Origin of the sequence: Leisingera aquimarina DSM 24565 (assembly GCF_000473165.1) — a bacterium.
In the GTDB taxonomy this organism is placed as follows: Bacteria; Pseudomonadota; Alphaproteobacteria; order Rhodobacterales; family Rhodobacteraceae; genus Leisingera; species Leisingera aquimarina.
In genome coordinates, this window is sequence record NZ_AXBE01000013.1 from 51914 (window position 1) to 68273 (window position 16360).

The 16360-nt window shown below is 60.1% G+C and carries 9 protein-coding genes; 3 read left to right on the forward strand and 6 right to left on the reverse strand.

The window, feature by feature from the left end:
- The first annotated feature begins 79 nt into the window (after nt 1–79).
- From AQUI_RS0102565 to AQUI_RS0102580, 3 genes are all read left to right on the forward strand, one after another.
- Nucleotides 80–2296 (forward strand): YjbH domain-containing protein, encoded by a 2217-nt coding sequence (locus AQUI_RS0102565; RefSeq protein ID WP_027256113.1) that lies wholly within the window; start codon nt 80–82, stop codon nt 2294–2296.
- A gap of 2 nt (nt 2297–2298) precedes the next feature.
- The gene (locus AQUI_RS0102570) at nt 2299–2979 is read left to right on the forward strand and encodes a YjbF family lipoprotein (RefSeq protein ID WP_035919669.1); all 681 of its coding nucleotides are present in this window, start codon (nt 2299–2301) and stop codon (nt 2977–2979) included.
- 174 nt (nt 2980–3153) lie between these two features.
- Nucleotides 3154–3378: a hypothetical protein gene (locus AQUI_RS0102580; protein WP_027256115.1), complete on the forward strand. Its 225-nt coding sequence runs from the start codon at nt 3154–3156 to the stop codon at nt 3376–3378.
- A gap of 178 nt (nt 3379–3556) precedes the next feature.
- On the opposite strand, the gene AQUI_RS0102585 is transcribed toward AQUI_RS0102580, so the two are convergent.
- The 6 genes from AQUI_RS0102585 to AQUI_RS26995 form a co-directional block, all read right to left on the reverse strand.
- Nucleotides 3557–8329 (reverse strand): Ig-like domain-containing protein, encoded by a 4773-nt coding sequence (locus AQUI_RS0102585; protein ID WP_027256116.1) that lies wholly within the window; start codon nt 8327–8329, stop codon nt 3557–3559.
- 516 nt (nt 8330–8845) lie between these two features.
- On the reverse strand, nt 8846–10429 hold the full coding sequence (locus AQUI_RS0102590) for a hypothetical protein (protein WP_027256117.1): 1584 nt from the start codon (nt 10427–10429) through the stop codon (nt 8846–8848).
- Nucleotides 10430–10663: 234 nt separating this feature from the next.
- Nucleotides 10664–11824, reverse strand: a complete 1161-nt coding sequence (locus tag AQUI_RS0102595) for a Gfo/Idh/MocA family protein (RefSeq protein WP_027256118.1) — start codon at nt 11822–11824, stop codon at nt 10664–10666.
- Nucleotides 11825–12340: 516 nt separating this feature from the next.
- Complete coding sequence (locus AQUI_RS32405; RefSeq protein ID WP_156916753.1) at nt 12341–12571, reverse strand: hypothetical protein; 231 nt, start codon at nt 12569–12571, stop codon at nt 12341–12343.
- A gap of 455 nt (nt 12572–13026) precedes the next feature.
- Nucleotides 13027–15231, reverse strand: a complete 2205-nt coding sequence (locus AQUI_RS0102600) for a GumC family protein (protein ID WP_084294236.1) — start codon at nt 15229–15231, stop codon at nt 13027–13029.
- Between the two features lie 254 nt (nt 15232–15485).
- The gene (locus tag AQUI_RS26995) at nt 15486–15854 is read right to left on the reverse strand and encodes an acyltransferase (RefSeq protein WP_051371783.1); all 369 of its coding nucleotides are present in this window, start codon (nt 15852–15854) and stop codon (nt 15486–15488) included.
- Nucleotides 15855–16360 lie beyond the last annotated feature (506 nt).

Genomic DNA, 16360 nt, shown 5'->3' on the forward strand with positions numbered 1-16360 from the left:
ATGCTCTAAACAGGGCAACAGGTGGCAAGCCCGGGCAGTGAGACCCGGCCAGAGGCAGTTCCAAAAGGCAGGTTTTCCCGTGACCCCGATCAAGACACTTGTGTGCAGAGCCGCGCCGGCTGCGCTGCTGTGCCTGGCGGCCGGGCCGGGTTTGGCCCTGGGGCCGGAGATCACCCGGGCAGGCCATGGCGCTGCCCCCGGAACCGAGGATGCCGCACCGCGGCTGAAGCCGCTGCCGCCGCCGAGTCTCAACTTTTACGGCTCGCCTGGGATCATCGACACCCCCAGTTCCGAGATGCTGCCCGACGGCCAGTATGCGGTCACCTATTCCTGGTTCGGCGGCACCTCGCGCTACAACATCACCGTGCAGGCGCTGCCCTGGCTCAGCGCCTCGTTCCGCTACAACGGCATCCAGGATCTGGGGCTGTTTGGCTTTGACACCTATTATGACCGCGGCTTTGACGTGCGCGCCCGGCTTTGGCGCGAGCGCGGCTGGCTGCCGGAAGTCACCATGGGGCTGCAGGATTTTGCCGGCACCGGGGTCTATGCGGCAGAATATTTCGTTGCCACCAAACGGTTTGAGGGCGCGGCCCTGGGCTGGGGCAAGACGCCGGGGCGGTTGAAGCTTTCGGCGGGCCTGGGCTGGGGACGGCTGGGCAGCAGCGGCGCCATTGGCAATATCGGCGGCGTGCGCCCGACCTTCGTGGGCGGCAGCACCGGCGGTGAGCTGGCCACCGACCAGTGGTTCCGCGGCGATTTCGCGCCCTTTGGCGGCTTTGAATGGCAGCCGGATGAACGCTGGAGCCTGAAGGCGGAATATTCCACCGACGCCTATGTGACCGAGACCCAAGTCTCAAACGTGTTTGAGCGCAAATCCTCGGTCAACTACGGGGTGGAATACCAGTATTCCGACCGGCTGCGGCTGGGCGCCTATTACCTTTACGGCTCGGAAATCGGCTTTAATGCGCAGATCCAGCTGAACCCGAACAACCCGCCGACCCCGATGGCGGTGCCCGCGCCGCACCCCATTATCCCGCGCACGCAATGGGCCACTGAAGCCAGCCACTGGGACCAGGGCTGGGTGGCCAGCGAAACCAAGAAGCGGCAGTTCCGGGATCTGGCCGCCGAGACGCTGAAGGCGGACGGGCTGGTGCTGGAGGCGATCACCCTCACCGGCACCACAGCCGAGCTGCGCTACCGCAACCCGCGCTACCGGTCGGCGGCGCAGGCCGCAGGCCGGGCTGCCCGGGCGCTGGCCCAGGCGCTGCCGCCCTCGGTCGAGACCTTCCGCCTGGTGCCGGTGCGCCGCGGCCTTGGCCTGGCGGTGCTGGAGGTGCGGCGCTCGGATCTGGAGGCGCTGGAATTCGATGCGGATGCATCCGACGCGCTGAGTGCTGCCGCCGGTGTCCGCGATGCCGGGCCGCTGCCGGACGACGCGATTTTCTCGGGCGAGCTGTATCCCGCCTTTGCCACCTCGGTCAGCCCCTTTACAAAACCTGCCTATTTCGACCCCGCGCAGCCGTTCCGGCTGGATGCCGGGCTTGATTTCGCCGCCTCTTATGCACCGGCGCCGGGCTGGCGCATTGCCGGCACCATCCGCCAGCGGCTGGCGGGCAATGTGAAGAACGGCCGCGCTTCCAATTCGGTGCTGCCGCATGTGCGCACCGACCAGCGCGAATATGCCCAGTTCGGCACCACCCTGGAAAACCTCTATGCCAGCCGCCTGTGGAAGCCGGGCCGCAACCTTTATGCCCGCGCCACCGCGGGCCTGTTCGAGAGCATGTACGGCGGTGTCTCGGGCGAGCTGCTGTGGAAGCCGGTCAACAGCCGCATCGGCCTGGGGGTGGAAGGCAATTACGTGGTGCAGCGCGATTTCGATCAGCGCTTCGGCTTCCGCGACTACCGCATCTTCACCGGCCATGCCTCGGCCTATGCCGAGCTGGGCAAGGGCTATCTGATGCAGGTCGATGCGGGCCGCTATCTGGCGGGCGATTACGGCGGCACCTTCAGCCTCAACCGCGAGTTCAACAACGGCTTCCTGATCGGCGCCTTCTTTACGCTGACCAATGTCTCGTCCGAGGATTTCGGCGAAGGCTCCTTTGACAAGGGCTTCCGTTTCCGCATCCCCGTCGACTGGCTTTTGGGCAAGCCGTCGCGGTCGGGCTTTGGCCTGACCATCCGCCCGACCCAGCGCGACGGCGGCCAGCGGGTGGCGGTGCCGGACCGGCTGTACGGGTCGGTGCGCGAGGCCCACCGCAAGAGCCTGGAAGAACAGCGCGCGAGGTTCTGGGAATGAGCATGATCAGAAAAACTGCCGCCCTGGCCGGGCTGGCGCTGGTGCTGGGGGCTTGCGCCAAAGGCCCCGAGAAAACCCCGGCGGAGCTGGAAGTGCTGAAAGCGGTGGGCGAGCAGTTCACCCGGCGCCGCAACATGCCGCCGCCGGTGCAGCTGACCCGGGCGCTCCTGGACAAGCAGAGCCAGGCCTATATCGAGGTCACCATCGAAAACCGCGATGCCAAGGCCTATCTGACCCGTGCGCTGACGCGCCGCGACAGCAGCCCCGGCACGATCGAGGTCTGGCGCACCCAGGACAATGTCTCGCTGGCCTTGCGCAGCGGCATGGTGATTGCCACCCGCGGCCTTGGCGGCGGGCTGTTGTCGGCGCAGGTGCCGGCTGCCGACGGCGCGGCAGGCCCGGCGCGCGGCGGCGCGCGGCGCTATACGGTGCGCGCCAAGGGCAACGGCCAGGCGCGCCTCAGCATGGCCTGCAGCCTGCAGGATCTGGGCTCCGAGCCGGTGGAGATTGTCGAAGTGACCCATCCCGCCCGCCACCTGCAGGAGCGCTGCGAGGGCGCCGGCGGCGTGGTGGTCAATGATTACTGGATTGATTCCCGTCCGGGCCGCAATCAGGTCTGGCAATCGCGGCAGTGGGCCGGACCGGAGACCGGATATGTGCGGATCCGCCAGCTGCGGCTGTGACCGGCGCGCGGATTCCGCCGGTTTCCCGCGGCTTTGCGGCAACGGGCAGAAAAAATCCGCGGAACAAACCGGATTTCAACAGATTTGCGGCTATTCCATACGTTGAAAAGAAAAACCGCCTCCCATAAGGTCGCCTCAACACATGTTTCCACAGTTCTCCAGAGGAGTTTGAAAATGAAAACCGTTCTTACCGCCCTGACCCTGGCCGCCCTGGCTTCCGCAACCGCCGTTTCGGCCCAGACCGCTCCCGCCCCCACCGGCACCGAAGGCGGCATCGCCGGCACCGGTCTGAGCGCTGGCGCCGCAGCGGGTGCCGTGGCTGGTCTGGCCGTGCTGGGCGTGGTTGCCAATGACGACGACGAAGTCGGCACCACCACCACCACCACCACCACCAACTGATTTTGACTGCGCCGCTGGCGCAGGCATGAATTCACGGAAACGGGCCTCTTTCGGGGCCCGCTTTTTGTGTTTGCTTCAGAGTATGGAAAAACCCGAGCCCTCCCGCCGTATTCAGCGTGTTTATAGCCCAGGTTCTATCTGCAGAAGCTGGAAGGTTTTCCGGGCCTCGGCTAAGAGCCTATACCAGCAGAACATCCGGATCCTGAACAAACAGAGCCAGAGAGCTGTCCGACGTGATTTCATAAGTCGCGCCGCTGACCAATGCTCCCTTGAGCAATCCGGCATCCGCGCCATCCACTTCGATGTCAGAGCCGTTGATGGTGATGACGACACCCGATCCATCGGTTTGGTCTGTCACGGTTGCAGCACCAAGCGACTGTTCAAAGACCAGCCGGTCGTTCCCTGTTTCGCCAAAATCAAGAATAACATCTGCAGAGCTTGCGTTCAGAGCAAAGTCAGATTTAAAAACAAAGCTGTCGTCGCCTTCTCCACCAGTCAAGATGTCGGCTCCCGCTCCTCCAGACAGCCGGTCCGCGCCGGCGCCCCCTGACAGGGTATCGTTTCCGTCCAGACCGCGGACAATGTCGTTGCCGCCGCCGCCATCCAGAAGATTTCCCTGCGCGTCACCGGTGATCAGGTCTCCCGCATCACCCCCAATGACATTGATTGCGTCAAGGGAAATCCCCGATCCATCAATCGTTCCGGCGGAAAAACCGATTTCGGTTTCCAGGAAACTGGCTGCTGCTTGCGCGTAGAGTGCATCGCCGGCATCCGTGAAATGCACCTGATCCGGCAGAAGTTCGTTCTCTGTAAGCGGCGGCTCAAACAGATGAAGCGTTGCATGCGCCGCCGAAGCTGACGTCACAATTTGCCGGATGCCAGGAACAAATGTGCCGTTGCCTGTGTCGCCGGCCACCATTTCGCCATTGACGGTGCTGTAGCCTTCATTCGCGGCCGCAACCAGGTCTGCAAAAGCCGGTTTCACCGGAACCAGAGAGATAACAAGATGACGGTCCTGCGCTCCGTCCAGAGCATAGAACTGATCGATCAACGACTGTATTCCGTTGATAACCTGATCGACTTTCGTCGGCCCGTTCAGATCATTCGTGCCCATCATAAACCAGGTGATCTCCGGGTCTATTTCGTCGACGGCCAGCGAAAAATTCATCGGGTCGCTGGGATCGTCTGTCAGCGCTTCCGCCAAAGAATGACCCGGAAGACCAGAATGATCCCTGTCGAGCATACCCGCAGGGCCACTGTTGAAGCGGCCAACATAGTCTATCCAGACATTATTTGCGGCCAGGCTTTCAAACAGATCGTCGCGGAAGCCGCCTTCGATACCGGGGTTCCCGAATTTGTAACCCTGGGTCAGCGAGTCGCCAAAGGCCATGACAGTAGCGGAATAGGCGTAAGCCCCTTGCGACAAGTCGACGGCCAGCGCCCGGCTTTCTCCGGAGAAATCGCGCTGGCCTACTGAAAGGAATACGGTTGCGGTATCGGTGCTTTTTCCGTCACTGATCGTGTATTCGAAACTGTCAGCTCCAACATATCCGGCATTTGGCGTATAGACGATTTCGCCATTCACAACCGCCACTGATCCAGTGTTCGGCTGGGTGGCAATTCCGCTAACCTCGAGTGTTGTCAGATAATCGGCATCCGGATCAACATCGTTGTTCAAAACATCAATTGTCCAGGACCCGGAGCTTTCGACACTGATATAGTCGTCGTTTGCGACAGGCGGCGGGTCCATAGTGATCAGCCGTCCGTTGGCCTCCATCTCGGCCTCGTCGCCGATCAGGTTGGAGACGTTCTTGAGCAGCGCGACGGGCACGAAGCCGCTGGCGCCGTCCGGGTTGATCTCCAGCAGCGTGTCCGGGCCGGCGGCGGTGAAGCGCACGAAATCAGTAAGCGTATCGACCCCGGCCGTGTAGCCTACCAGCGCATCGCCGACATCAAGGAAATTCCACCAGGCGTAATCCTCGACCGTGTCGACGGCGCCGTCGACGACCGAGAATTTGAAGGTGTCATTGCCCTTGCCGCCGGTCAGCGTATCGGCGCCGGCGCCGCCATCCAGCAGGTCGTTGTTCTTGCCGCCGTCCAGCACATCATTGCCGGAGCCGCCATAGAGGCTGTCGCCGCTGTCATTGCCGTTCAGCACGTCATTGCCGGTATTGCCGTAGAGCCGGTCGCCGCCGTCGCCGCCATGCAGCGTGTCATTGCCGGCAAGACCGTCGAAAATATCCGCCCCGCCGCTGATCAGCGCCAGATTGTCGTCATCCCCATCCGTCAGCAAAACCGCCGCAGGGTCGATCGGGTCGTAGAGCGAACCCACCGTCACCGTCACCGTCGCCGTCCGGCTCTCGCTGCCGTCGCTGACCGCATAGCTGAAGCTGTCGGTGCCGATATAGCCAGGATCGGGGGTATAGAGGATTTCTCCGTTCACCAGCGCGGCCGAGCCGTTGGCCGGCACCGATCCCGAGACGTCGAGGCTCAGCGCGTCGCCATCGGCGTCGCTGTCATTGGCCAGCACATCGATCGAGACCGCAACGTCAGGGTCGGTGGCGGCGGCGTCATCCTGGGCCACCGGCGCGTCATTGACCGGCTGCACCGTCACCGAGACCGTGCCCGCGCTGCTTTCCTTGCCGTCGCTGAGGGTGTAGCCGAAACTGTCGGCCCCGTTGAAATCCGCATCCGGTGTATAGGTTGCGATCCCGCCCGACAGGGTCACCGAGCCGTGCTCGGTCTCGGTCACGCCCGCGGTTGCGGCATCGTCGAAGGCGCTGGTCAGGGCGGTCACCGTCAGCGGATCGCCGTTGGCGTCGCTGTCATTGGCCAGCAGGCCGATGGCCACCGCCTGGTCTTCGGGGGTTGCGGCGGCATCGGGCGCGGCCACCGGCGCGGCGTTGGTCTCATAGACTGTTACCGTCACGGTGGCGGCGGCGCTCTGGCTGCCGTCGGTGGCCGCATAGGTGAAGCTGTCCGCGCCAACAAAACCGGGATCGGGCGTATAGGTGATCTGCCCGTTGGAGACTGCCACCTGGCCATTGGCGGGGGCCGCGCCCGAGATGTCGATGCTCAGCGCATCGCCATCGGCGTCGCTGTCATTGGCCAGCACGTCGATCTGGATCGGGCCGTCCTGCTCGCCGCTGGCGGCATCGTCCTGCGCCGCCGGCGCGTCGGCCACCGGTGCCACCGTCACAGCGACCGTGGCCACCGCCGTGCCGCCCTGTCCGTCCGACACCGTGTAGCTGAAACTGTCGCTGCCATTGGCATCCGCATCCGGCGTATAGATCAGCTGGCCGGCATCGATCACCACCGTGCCGAACTGGCCCTGGCCCGCGGCCTGGAGCGACAGCACGCCGCCATCGCTATCGCTGTCATTGGCCAGCACGTCGATGGTGACGCTCTGGTCCTCGTCCACGCTGGCCGCATCGTCCGCCGCCTCCGGCGCCGCATTGGCGCTGGCCGTCAGCAGCCGTCCGTTGGCCTCCATCTCGGCCTCGTCGCCGATCAGGTTGGAGACGTTCTTGAGCAGCGCGACGGGCACGAAGCCGCTGGCGCCGTCCGGGTTGATCTCCAGCAGCGTGTCCGGGCCGGCGGCGGTGAAGCGCACGAAATCAGTAAGCGTATCGACCCCGGCCGTGTAGCCTACCAGCGCATCGCCGACATCAAGGAAATTCCACCAGGCGTAATCCTCGACCGTGTCGACGGCGCCGTCGACGACCGAGAATTTGAAGGTGTCATTGCCCTTGCCGCCGGTCAGCGTATCGGCGCCGGCGCCGCCATCCAGCAGGTCGTTGTTCTTGCCGCCGTCCAGCACATCATTGCCGGAGCCGCCATAGAGGCTGTCGCCGCTGTCATTGCCGTTCAGCACGTCATTGCCGGTATTGCCGTAGAGCCGGTCGCCGCCGTCGCCGCCATGCAGCGTGTCATTGCCGGCAAGACCGTCGAAAATATCCGCCCCGCCGCTGATCAGCGCCAGATTGTCGTCATCCCCATCCGTCAGCAAAACCGCCGCAGGGTCGATCGGGTCCAGCCCGACTTGAACAGTCACCCAGGCAGAATTGGACACTTCGCCGTTACTATCGGTGACGGTGTATTCGAACCGTTCGATTCCTATGAAATTTCCGTCAAAAGGGGTGTATGTAAGCTCACCGGTTCCAGGGTCCTGCGACAAACTTCCGAAGGCAGGCGGCTGAGTGATTGCGATATTGCCGGCATCAAGCGCCAAACCGTCGGGATCGCTGTCGTTTGCCAGCAAATCCAGGACGGCCGGTCCGCTTTCAGCCAAGACGATCCAATCGTTCTGTGCAACCGGCGCCGTGCGTGCAGTGAAACTGACGGACTCGTAGACCGCGGAAGTGGACGGTGCAAACGCGGGATCGCCCATCCAGCTTGGCGTGCCGTGCCAGATGCTCAGAAAAATCTGCGCGTCGGCGGTTGGAACCTCAAGGCCGGCCGGATCGGCCACCGAGTGCAAGAGGGTGCCATTTGCATACCACGCAATTGAGTCCGGCCCCCATTCGATTGTGTAGGTGTGCATTCCAGCAGAAGAGTCAAAACCCAGGTCAACGGCAACACCTGAGCTTTCACCGCCAAAGTGATATGTCACCAATGCTTGGGTCGGGTCACTGCTGAGAAACTCGAAATCAATCTCGGTTTGGGGTGAGTACAGAAAGAATGTCGAGTTGGCTCCGCCGCCATCCGCTGTTTGCATCGTAACGGTGTAGGTCCCGAAGCTGAAATCTTCGACCGAGCGTATTTCGCCGCCGCTGTATGTCTTCCCGCCCAGTGGCTGATCGTCCAGTGTGAGGGTGAGCTGACCGGCTGAGACGGCGATATTGGAAGGCGACCAGGCCGTATCGATCCATCCCCCCGGCAATGCATAATCTGATATCAACCAATCTTCGGCCGCCAGCGGGCCGTTAAATTCCTCTGAAAATGTCGACATTTACCCCAAACCCACCGTCAAAAAGTGGTGGCGTGCAACGTGTACTGAAACGAATTGGCGCAACCACAGAGAACAGAAACCATTTACCCTAAGCTTTTGTACAACTAAGCCCCCTGCAGTGCAAATCAACATGATGTCTGCTTAGGCCGTGTTATCTGACGGGGGCCGCATCCCGGAGAAACGGGCCGATGGCCAAGGCGTATCCTTTTCCCTGGCCTCGCTGCGCAAAAGGATCCGGGATTAACCCGGTGAATCCAATGCGGTAGCTGGCGGAAATGCCTGAGTACCCGCTTGCTCTGCGCCGAAAGGCCAACGCCCGAATCAGAGGCCGCTGGCCGTTGCAGTGACCGCATCACAGCGGCACTCGCCGGTGTATCCGGTTGCCATTCCTTGTCCCCTTCATAGCAAACATTGCGCGAAAGAGACCGGACCTGAACCGCGGCAAGACCAGTTGGGCTAAGATGTCATCGGAACCACTGCATTATTCAGGGCTGCATCTCGCATCATGCTTGCGCCTTAAGGTGAATAATAATTCCAATTCTGGCGGGTCCGGCGGTATGACTGGCTGTCCCACAGCCGTGCTTGCGGCGCTCCGGCTGCGCTCTCTTCGTTCCAGAAGATCTTAAGGACCGCCCCATCAGCCCCGGTTTCAAGAATGATGAGTTCCTCCCGGCTGTCCCCCAGCACATCCGCAGCGTAGGTGCGGGTTGCCTTTGCCGGCCAGACATGCAGAAACTCCCCGGTCAGCGCGTCCACCAGGGCGATCTGGCCGTTTATGTGGCGTTCGGTCACAAACAAGAGCTGCCTGCCTGTGCCCTCCCAGTGAACCGGCCTGGCCAAGTCAATCCCATATTCGCCCCGCCGGGCGCTGCGGCCGCCGCGGAAATCCACCCGGATCAGGTCGATGAGCCATTCGGAAAGGCTGACGCTCGGATCCGCCCGGCAATCGCCGACGTGGCACCACCCCGGCGGGGCAGTGCGGCGGACCGGCCAGGATGCGATGACGTCCCCGTTCCCACTCATCACCCAGGGGTGGTTGCCGCAAGAAGACCGCGCAAATACTTCCATGCCAGGCCGGGCTGGATCAAAGTCGCCGACGGCGAGCTTGTCGGGATCTTCGTTGTGGCGGCACTCCCCGATGGCCCAGATGCCGCCTGGCTCATGGTGGCGCGACCAGCCCGCGCCAGTCCGGCCCAGCACAATCGTTTCCTCGTTGCCATGCTGCTCGGCAAGGGCGATTTCAAGCCCGGGCTCAGCGAGCAAATCGCCAACAGCCAGGCTGTCAAAGGCATCCATCCGTGTCCCGTCCCGCGCCGCGGATTGTAATGTCCGGCCTTCATGATCGAGCAGAACCGGTCCCAGAACCTCGTCCCGGCCGTCACCGTTGAGATCCAATGTGCGGGCGATACTATGCTCCACCCCCCACCAATCATCGGCATGCCAAAGGGTGGCGCCGTCTTCGAGGCTGACAGCGCGTATCTCCCGCTGGCTGTATTGCAGCAGGGCATCCCGCTCGCCTGTCCCGCGGAAATTCGCGATTGAGAGTGCCCGTGCGCCGGGAAATGAAAAGTTGCGCTCGATCTCTCCGCTCTGTCCGTCTCTGATCGTCAGCGTTCCATCTGAAAGCAGATAGGCGACCTCCTCCCGGCCGTCGCCGTCCATGTCGCCGGCAATGGCAGCAGGCGCGTGACGCCCCGGCGGATAGAACCCATGCTCCGCGAGGCCGAGGAAGATAGGATCCTGCACATGCCAAAGCATCTCTCCTGACCCGGTATAGGCAGCGACGTGCCCCGGAGATGTGATGACGAAGTCCATATTTCCCTCCCCCGTAAGGTCATGGGCAAAGAGCGCGCCTTGCCACGGCGAAGCGACTGGAATGCCGAGGTTGTAGACAATGGGGTTCTCAAGGCCGGGGGAGGGAAACGGGGCGGGGGTGCGGGTTGCTTCGTCTGCCGCGATATCCTTTGCATGCAGTGCCCAAGCCCCTGCACAGGCAGCGGTCACCGCGGCAATCATCCGGGCAGCAGCCTTCAGCAGGGAGCGGCGGCTGGATGTTGCAGCGCAGCCGGCCTGGGTGCCAAAGTGTTGTACTGCTTCCATGCGGGGCTCACTGGAATCCGGCAGATAGCGCGATCAAAACTGGTTTCATACCGTACCGCACGGATAAGCTTTTGGACACATTCAAGGACCCGGTTTTAAAGCGGTTCCAGTTCACGTTGAATCTTTAGGGGGTCCCAAGGGGGCTTGATTTCTGTTTCCTCAGTTGGCGCTCCCCGCTCTGTCTAGGCACGCCCCAGAAGCCGTTTCGCTGGTTGTTGCCCGCATCCGGATCTTTCAAAGAGCTGTCATTGGCTCTACCGCCGCAGGTGCGGTGGCCGGGAAGTACTCGACTCCGAATATCTCCGGGTGTTGAATGGCCAGTGAAACTTCAGTGATGTGCAAAGAGAATTCACCGGCCAGCCGTGGCGTAGACCCGTTTCGTACCGCTACCGCCATTTCGGCAATCCCCAGAGTGAAATCCATGGGGTAGCCCCGCTTGGCCGTGGAGATGCCCCGAGGTCTTTCAGGATTGATCCGCCTGCTGAAATCAAGCCCCAGAAGCTTTTTGGCGCCGCGGCGCAATCTGGTTGTCGGGATCGGGAAAGAGCGCACGGAAGAGGAAAAATTCCAAGTCTCGTCAAGACTGAGCACACCATCCTCGCAAATGATCCGGAACTGGTGATCATGCGGTGCCAGAATACTGTTGGTCAGCCGGGCAACCAGGCCATGGTCGAACTCCAGGCACGCAACAGTGAAATCCGGTGTCGAATAATCCGGCGGCGTGTGGGTCCCTTTATCCGGGATAAGACAGCTGGCAAAAGAGACCAGCCGGCGCACCGGGCCGAACATTCCAACCATCCAAGTCAAGGCATAGCCGGCGTGTTCCAAGGTGCATCCGGTCTTGAATTCATTCTCAGCCGGCCAATAGGCACCTGACGATGTTCTCCAGTTTTCATAGCCGATCCGATGCACCATGCCATCGTCCATCTCGGCATAGATCAACCTTGGCTTTCCGCGTTCGCCGCTGCGCACCGCCTGATACAATGTCTGCGCGGCAGTCCCCAGAAAACTGGAAGGAGCCGACACCACATGCCGCTTCTGTTTCCCGGCCAGTTCAACCAGATGCCGTGCTTCACCGAAGTCAAGCGCTAAGGGTTTTTCGGAGTACACATGCCGCCCCGCTTCCAAGCACTGTTTCGTGACCGCATAATGCTGATCAGGCGGAGTCAAATTGACCACGATCTCAACACCCGGGTCTGCGAGAACCGCTTCAATACTGTCAAATTCCTTTAGAGCATAGTGTTTTGCGAATTGCTGCTGCCGGGCGGAATCGAGATCATAGACACCTCGCAGGGAAAGCAGTTGAGGCCAATTGGCGAGTGTCGCCTGGTACAGGTCTGCGACATATCCACAACCAACAAATGCAATTCCGACATTTCCTGAAACGCTGGTCATCGCAGTGAGAATCTCACGCTTCTCCGCGGAGAAGAAAGTGGTTTGAATTCATGATTATACAGAACATGTGCCGCCACCCTCATAGCCCCTTATGAGAAACATAATGGCCTATTTACCAGACGGGGCCTTTTTTCACAAATCTGCAGAGGGCAAGACAGCCCTTTTTCCCGGGCGTGCTCATCCTGCAGCTTCTGTGCCAGGCTTGCCAAAACCTGTGCAGCAATTCAGAACGGCGAGGCGGGTCTGGATTGCCGCGGCCTGGCAGTCAAAGCCCCGAACCGTCAGCGCTTGGCCCCGCGGACCAACGCAATGCATCTTCGCCACGGCGTGACGCCGCTGGAGGTACCCTGTCATCCTTCGCCATCGTCCGGCCCGGAAATCCTGAAGCGCGCACGGCCTCGTTCCGGGTGGAATTCGGATCAGAAACTTCAACTGCGCGAAGGGTGCCGCTGGTGGCTTCGGCGGCCCGGGTTCCCAGCGGTTCCGGCCCCGCCGGTTTCCGCGCCTGGCCGTGATTCATTGGTGAAAATCAAGTGGTGGCATAAGTGATTTTTTGGTTGAGCGACGCGCAGAAGGCGCGTCCTGAACCCTGTTTTCCAAATTCCACGACAAACCATACGTTGATGGCTGGTGCATATTGACGAAATTATTTTTATCAATTGCAATGGGTTGCACTGGTGTGACGCGCCGAAGAAATACGGCCCGCAGGGTAATGATGGATACCTCAAAGCCATTACTGCGGGTCATTCCGCCAGCCGGATCGACGAGCTCCCCCCTGGAACTTCCTGCCGTCAAGCTGATCCCGCGTGAGGCGTGGGCAACGCTTACTCACTAACGATGGCCGTCAGGGCAGGCAGACCGGACGCTTACCACTCGTCATCGCTGGGCAGGCCAGCGGCGGCATTGAAGCATGGGCATTGCTGAGCAGGCTGCCGAAGGCGGAGAGACGGCTCGGGGATCTTGGCTGAGACGCAGACTGGTTGTGAAAAGAGGCGAAAGGCAAAGGGGGCGGACTTTGCACCCCAAGGCGAAAGCCCCGCGCACAAGGCTGTGCGATAAGGAAAACACAGGCATTAACGACGCAATCGCATCGAGGCTATGCTGCAGGTTCCAGGACAGGCTTCCCATTTCCTCCTGCTATCCCCCTGGCGCCGCGGGGTGTATCCCTTCACGCCATTTGTGCGCAAAGGCTGTTGAGGTGATCAAACCACCCCATTCAAAACAATACCCGCTCCTCCAAGCTTCATTTCCCCGAATATGCTCAAGCTGCCTTCAATCTTTCCCAATGTTACTTTATTTTTTGTAATCGTGAAGATTCCCAAATCTTGAGAATTCAAGTTGGCAAAACTATTTGAAGCGTCTTCGAGGCCTGGTGCATCAACGATCACAACTTCATAGGCTTCTCTCAGCACTGAAATCAGCTCTTGAACGCGCTCGGCATTATAAATGACCGAGGGGTCCGCCGCTGATACCTGAGTTCCAATGCAGTCGAAACCACTGTCCGATCCCATCACCACCACACATTCACTTGGAGGTTTCTCATTGTGAATGGCAGAAATGAAACTGGCTTCATCCGAGATGCCAAGGCTTTTGGTCAATTGAGCGGTTCGAAAGTCCCCATCCACCAAAACACAGCTCTTTCCGCGCTGGACGCTCGCCCAGGCAAGCAGGACGGAGGTAAATGTCCGGTTTTCGTTTGCATTGTGAGAGGTAACAAAAATCGATCGCAGTGTCCGCCCGGTGTGCAGGTTGACATTATCGGCCAAATTCAAGGCCGCCTGCGCCAGGGCCTTATCCTTCTGCAATTGGCGAAGCAGTTCCCGTGCCGATCCAATTTTTTTAAGACGCGGGGTGCTGCCAAGAACAGCCATTCCTGCCTCTCTGGAAATCTGCAAGGGCGCCGACAGCTTCTTGGGCCGCAATTCAACGAACAATGCCAGTGCGGCGCCAATCGACAAACCGCCGATGAGCGACAGTATTGCGGCGACCTTCTTACGCGGATACGAAGGGCTTACCGGCGGGGTCGCATATGTGATAACCTTCGCATCCGATACGGGAATTTTTTGAAACTCGCTGATTTGCCTGTAGCGCCCAAGAAAATCTTCGTAAACACGGCGATTGATATCGGCGACACGCTGGAGCTGATTCAATTTGATCAACTGCTTGGAGCGCTCCAGATTAAGACCTTCGAAGCTGCGGAGACTGATCGCCAAAGTCCGTACATTCAGTCTCAGGATCTCCACGCGATTGTTCAGCTGCAGCAGCAAATTATTGACTTCGCTGGACAGCTCCGCTTCGGCTTTTGCAATCGCCCGCCGGATCGCATCCATCCGCGCAGATGTCTCGGTAAAATTCAGCGATGCCTCGGCTTCCTCGCGCCTCAGATCGGTGAGTGTCCTGCGAAACTCGAGGATCGCATCGCTGGTCAGGATGTTTGCGGCTGCAAGCGGGCCCTCGTCCTCGTTCACCTGAATGGCGCGGCGGGCCTGCGCTTCGGCTTCCGCAAGCTCGGCCCGGGCATTCACCAGTTTGGTGGTGAATTCTTGCATCTGCTGCTCCAGGCGCGCGCCGTTGTCGGCATCCGCTTCCATAACGCCGCGCAGTTCCAAAACCGCCCGTTCCGAAGCTTCCACATTGTTCGCCAGCTCTTCGACACGCCCCTCCAGCCAGACGGCAAACCGGCTTGCCGCCTGGAAACGCTCGTCGGCAAGAAAGCGGATATACTCGCTCATAACCGTGTTTGAGATGGCCGCGGCCTTAGGGGCGCTTTCGGAGGTTGCCTGAACGGACATCAGAAAAGACGTCCCCTGCTGTTTGATCGACAGCCCCCTTCGCACAATATTGACAGCCGTCCCGAGTTCTCCAAGAGTTTGTTCATTCACCGATGCGGCATCGAGAATTTCCTGGTTCACCGGGGCGGCTGCCGTAACCGCTGTGCTGCCCTCTTGCTTCGGCGGTTTCAGAATAGATTTCAGCGTTGTCTTGAGCCAAGTGGTGACCGGGTTCGGCTCACTCTGCTCCCTGAGGGCAGGATTGAACTCCGGATCTTCATCCAGCCTTAACTTGCGCACCACTTTGATCAGGATTTCATTGGAGCGCATGATTGCGATCTCACCCTCGATCACTGCATTGCTGAGCACTTGCGCTTCGACGAGATCAAATGAATTCTGCTCACTGAGCCCCTGGCTTCCCAGGAGAAGCTGGCCGCCTGAAGCGTAGGTCGGCGTGATGGCCGAGAGGTAATGTACCGCAAATGCCAAGCAAAACACCGCTACTGCCAGTATCAGAACCATTCGGCGCCTCAGCGCCCTTACGACCTCCAAAAACTCAAGCGTCTTCGGCAGGCGATCCGTGGCTTTTGACAAGCGCACGTCCAGTTTTCTGTCAGGCGATATAACTTTGTTCATACGCTTCCATAGGTTTTCGGGCCCCAAAAATCCCCACGCGGCTTCCTGCTACAGACTATAGAAACCATCTTTTGCTCTGTACCGCTACTTTTGAGCCAAGATACTTTGTAAGTAAAATTTCAGCCTCATGGGCTACATATAATTTTGATCCGCGAAAAGTCAGGGCGCGCTCTGCATTACGATTTGAGTCTTGCAGGTCAAATCCTGGGATCAAACACCTCAGATCGACTGCCAGTTACTTTCGCAGGCACGCCTCAAACGATGGCATTGCTCGGAACATCCTTGGTCACCACGGCCCCTGCGCCCAAAATTGCGCCATCGCCTACAACGACACCATCCAGCACCCGGACGCCTGCTCCCACCCAGACGTCATTCCCAAGTATGACCGGCCCTTTGGTCTTGTGTCCCTGCTCGACCATTGGCCCGGCGCCCAGCTCGGTTTTGTAGCGGCCCCCGCCTAAATAATAGTGCCCAGCGATAATGGCATGGCTTCCGATCTCGCTCCCCGAAACGGCGGATAGCGTTGTCTGGCTTCCGATTGAACTGTTGGCGCCAATGCGGAGATACCCCTGTTTGACCACCATCACGACATCGCGGGCGATCAGGGTGCGCGGGCCAATCACGAACCCCTGATATCAGCGCAGAAGAAGGTTGTGGCCTCATAACGCAGAAAACTGCCCCAGCCATGCCGGCCTACAAAGAAATGCTGATATTTTTTCAGGGCCGACGCTTCGGACGAAAGCATATCGACAATGCGATCTTTCTGAGGGTCTTTTATAGGAGTCATGATGATTTACCCGCGCCCGCCTCCGATCAGTTCCGCCTAATTGGCACAATTTGATAGTTAGAGGATGTCCGGCGGGAAAACACCCCGCTTCCGGTCCGGGGTTCCGGGCGGGCGTCACCAGCCCGTCATTGTGACAGAGCCGGATAAATCCAGCTTCTGGCGGTCCAAAGCTGGGGAGCAGTGCACCAAGCAAGCACCAGCTGCTCTCCCGTTCCGGCCTAGCAATGATGTCAAAGCGGCCTAGTTTCTTCAAGAATTGTCTTCATTTACTTGCATTGCTAAGGTCAATGCATCTTGGGGCCGGGAGCCTTTATTGGAGAAACACTGGAGTTTGAGTAACCG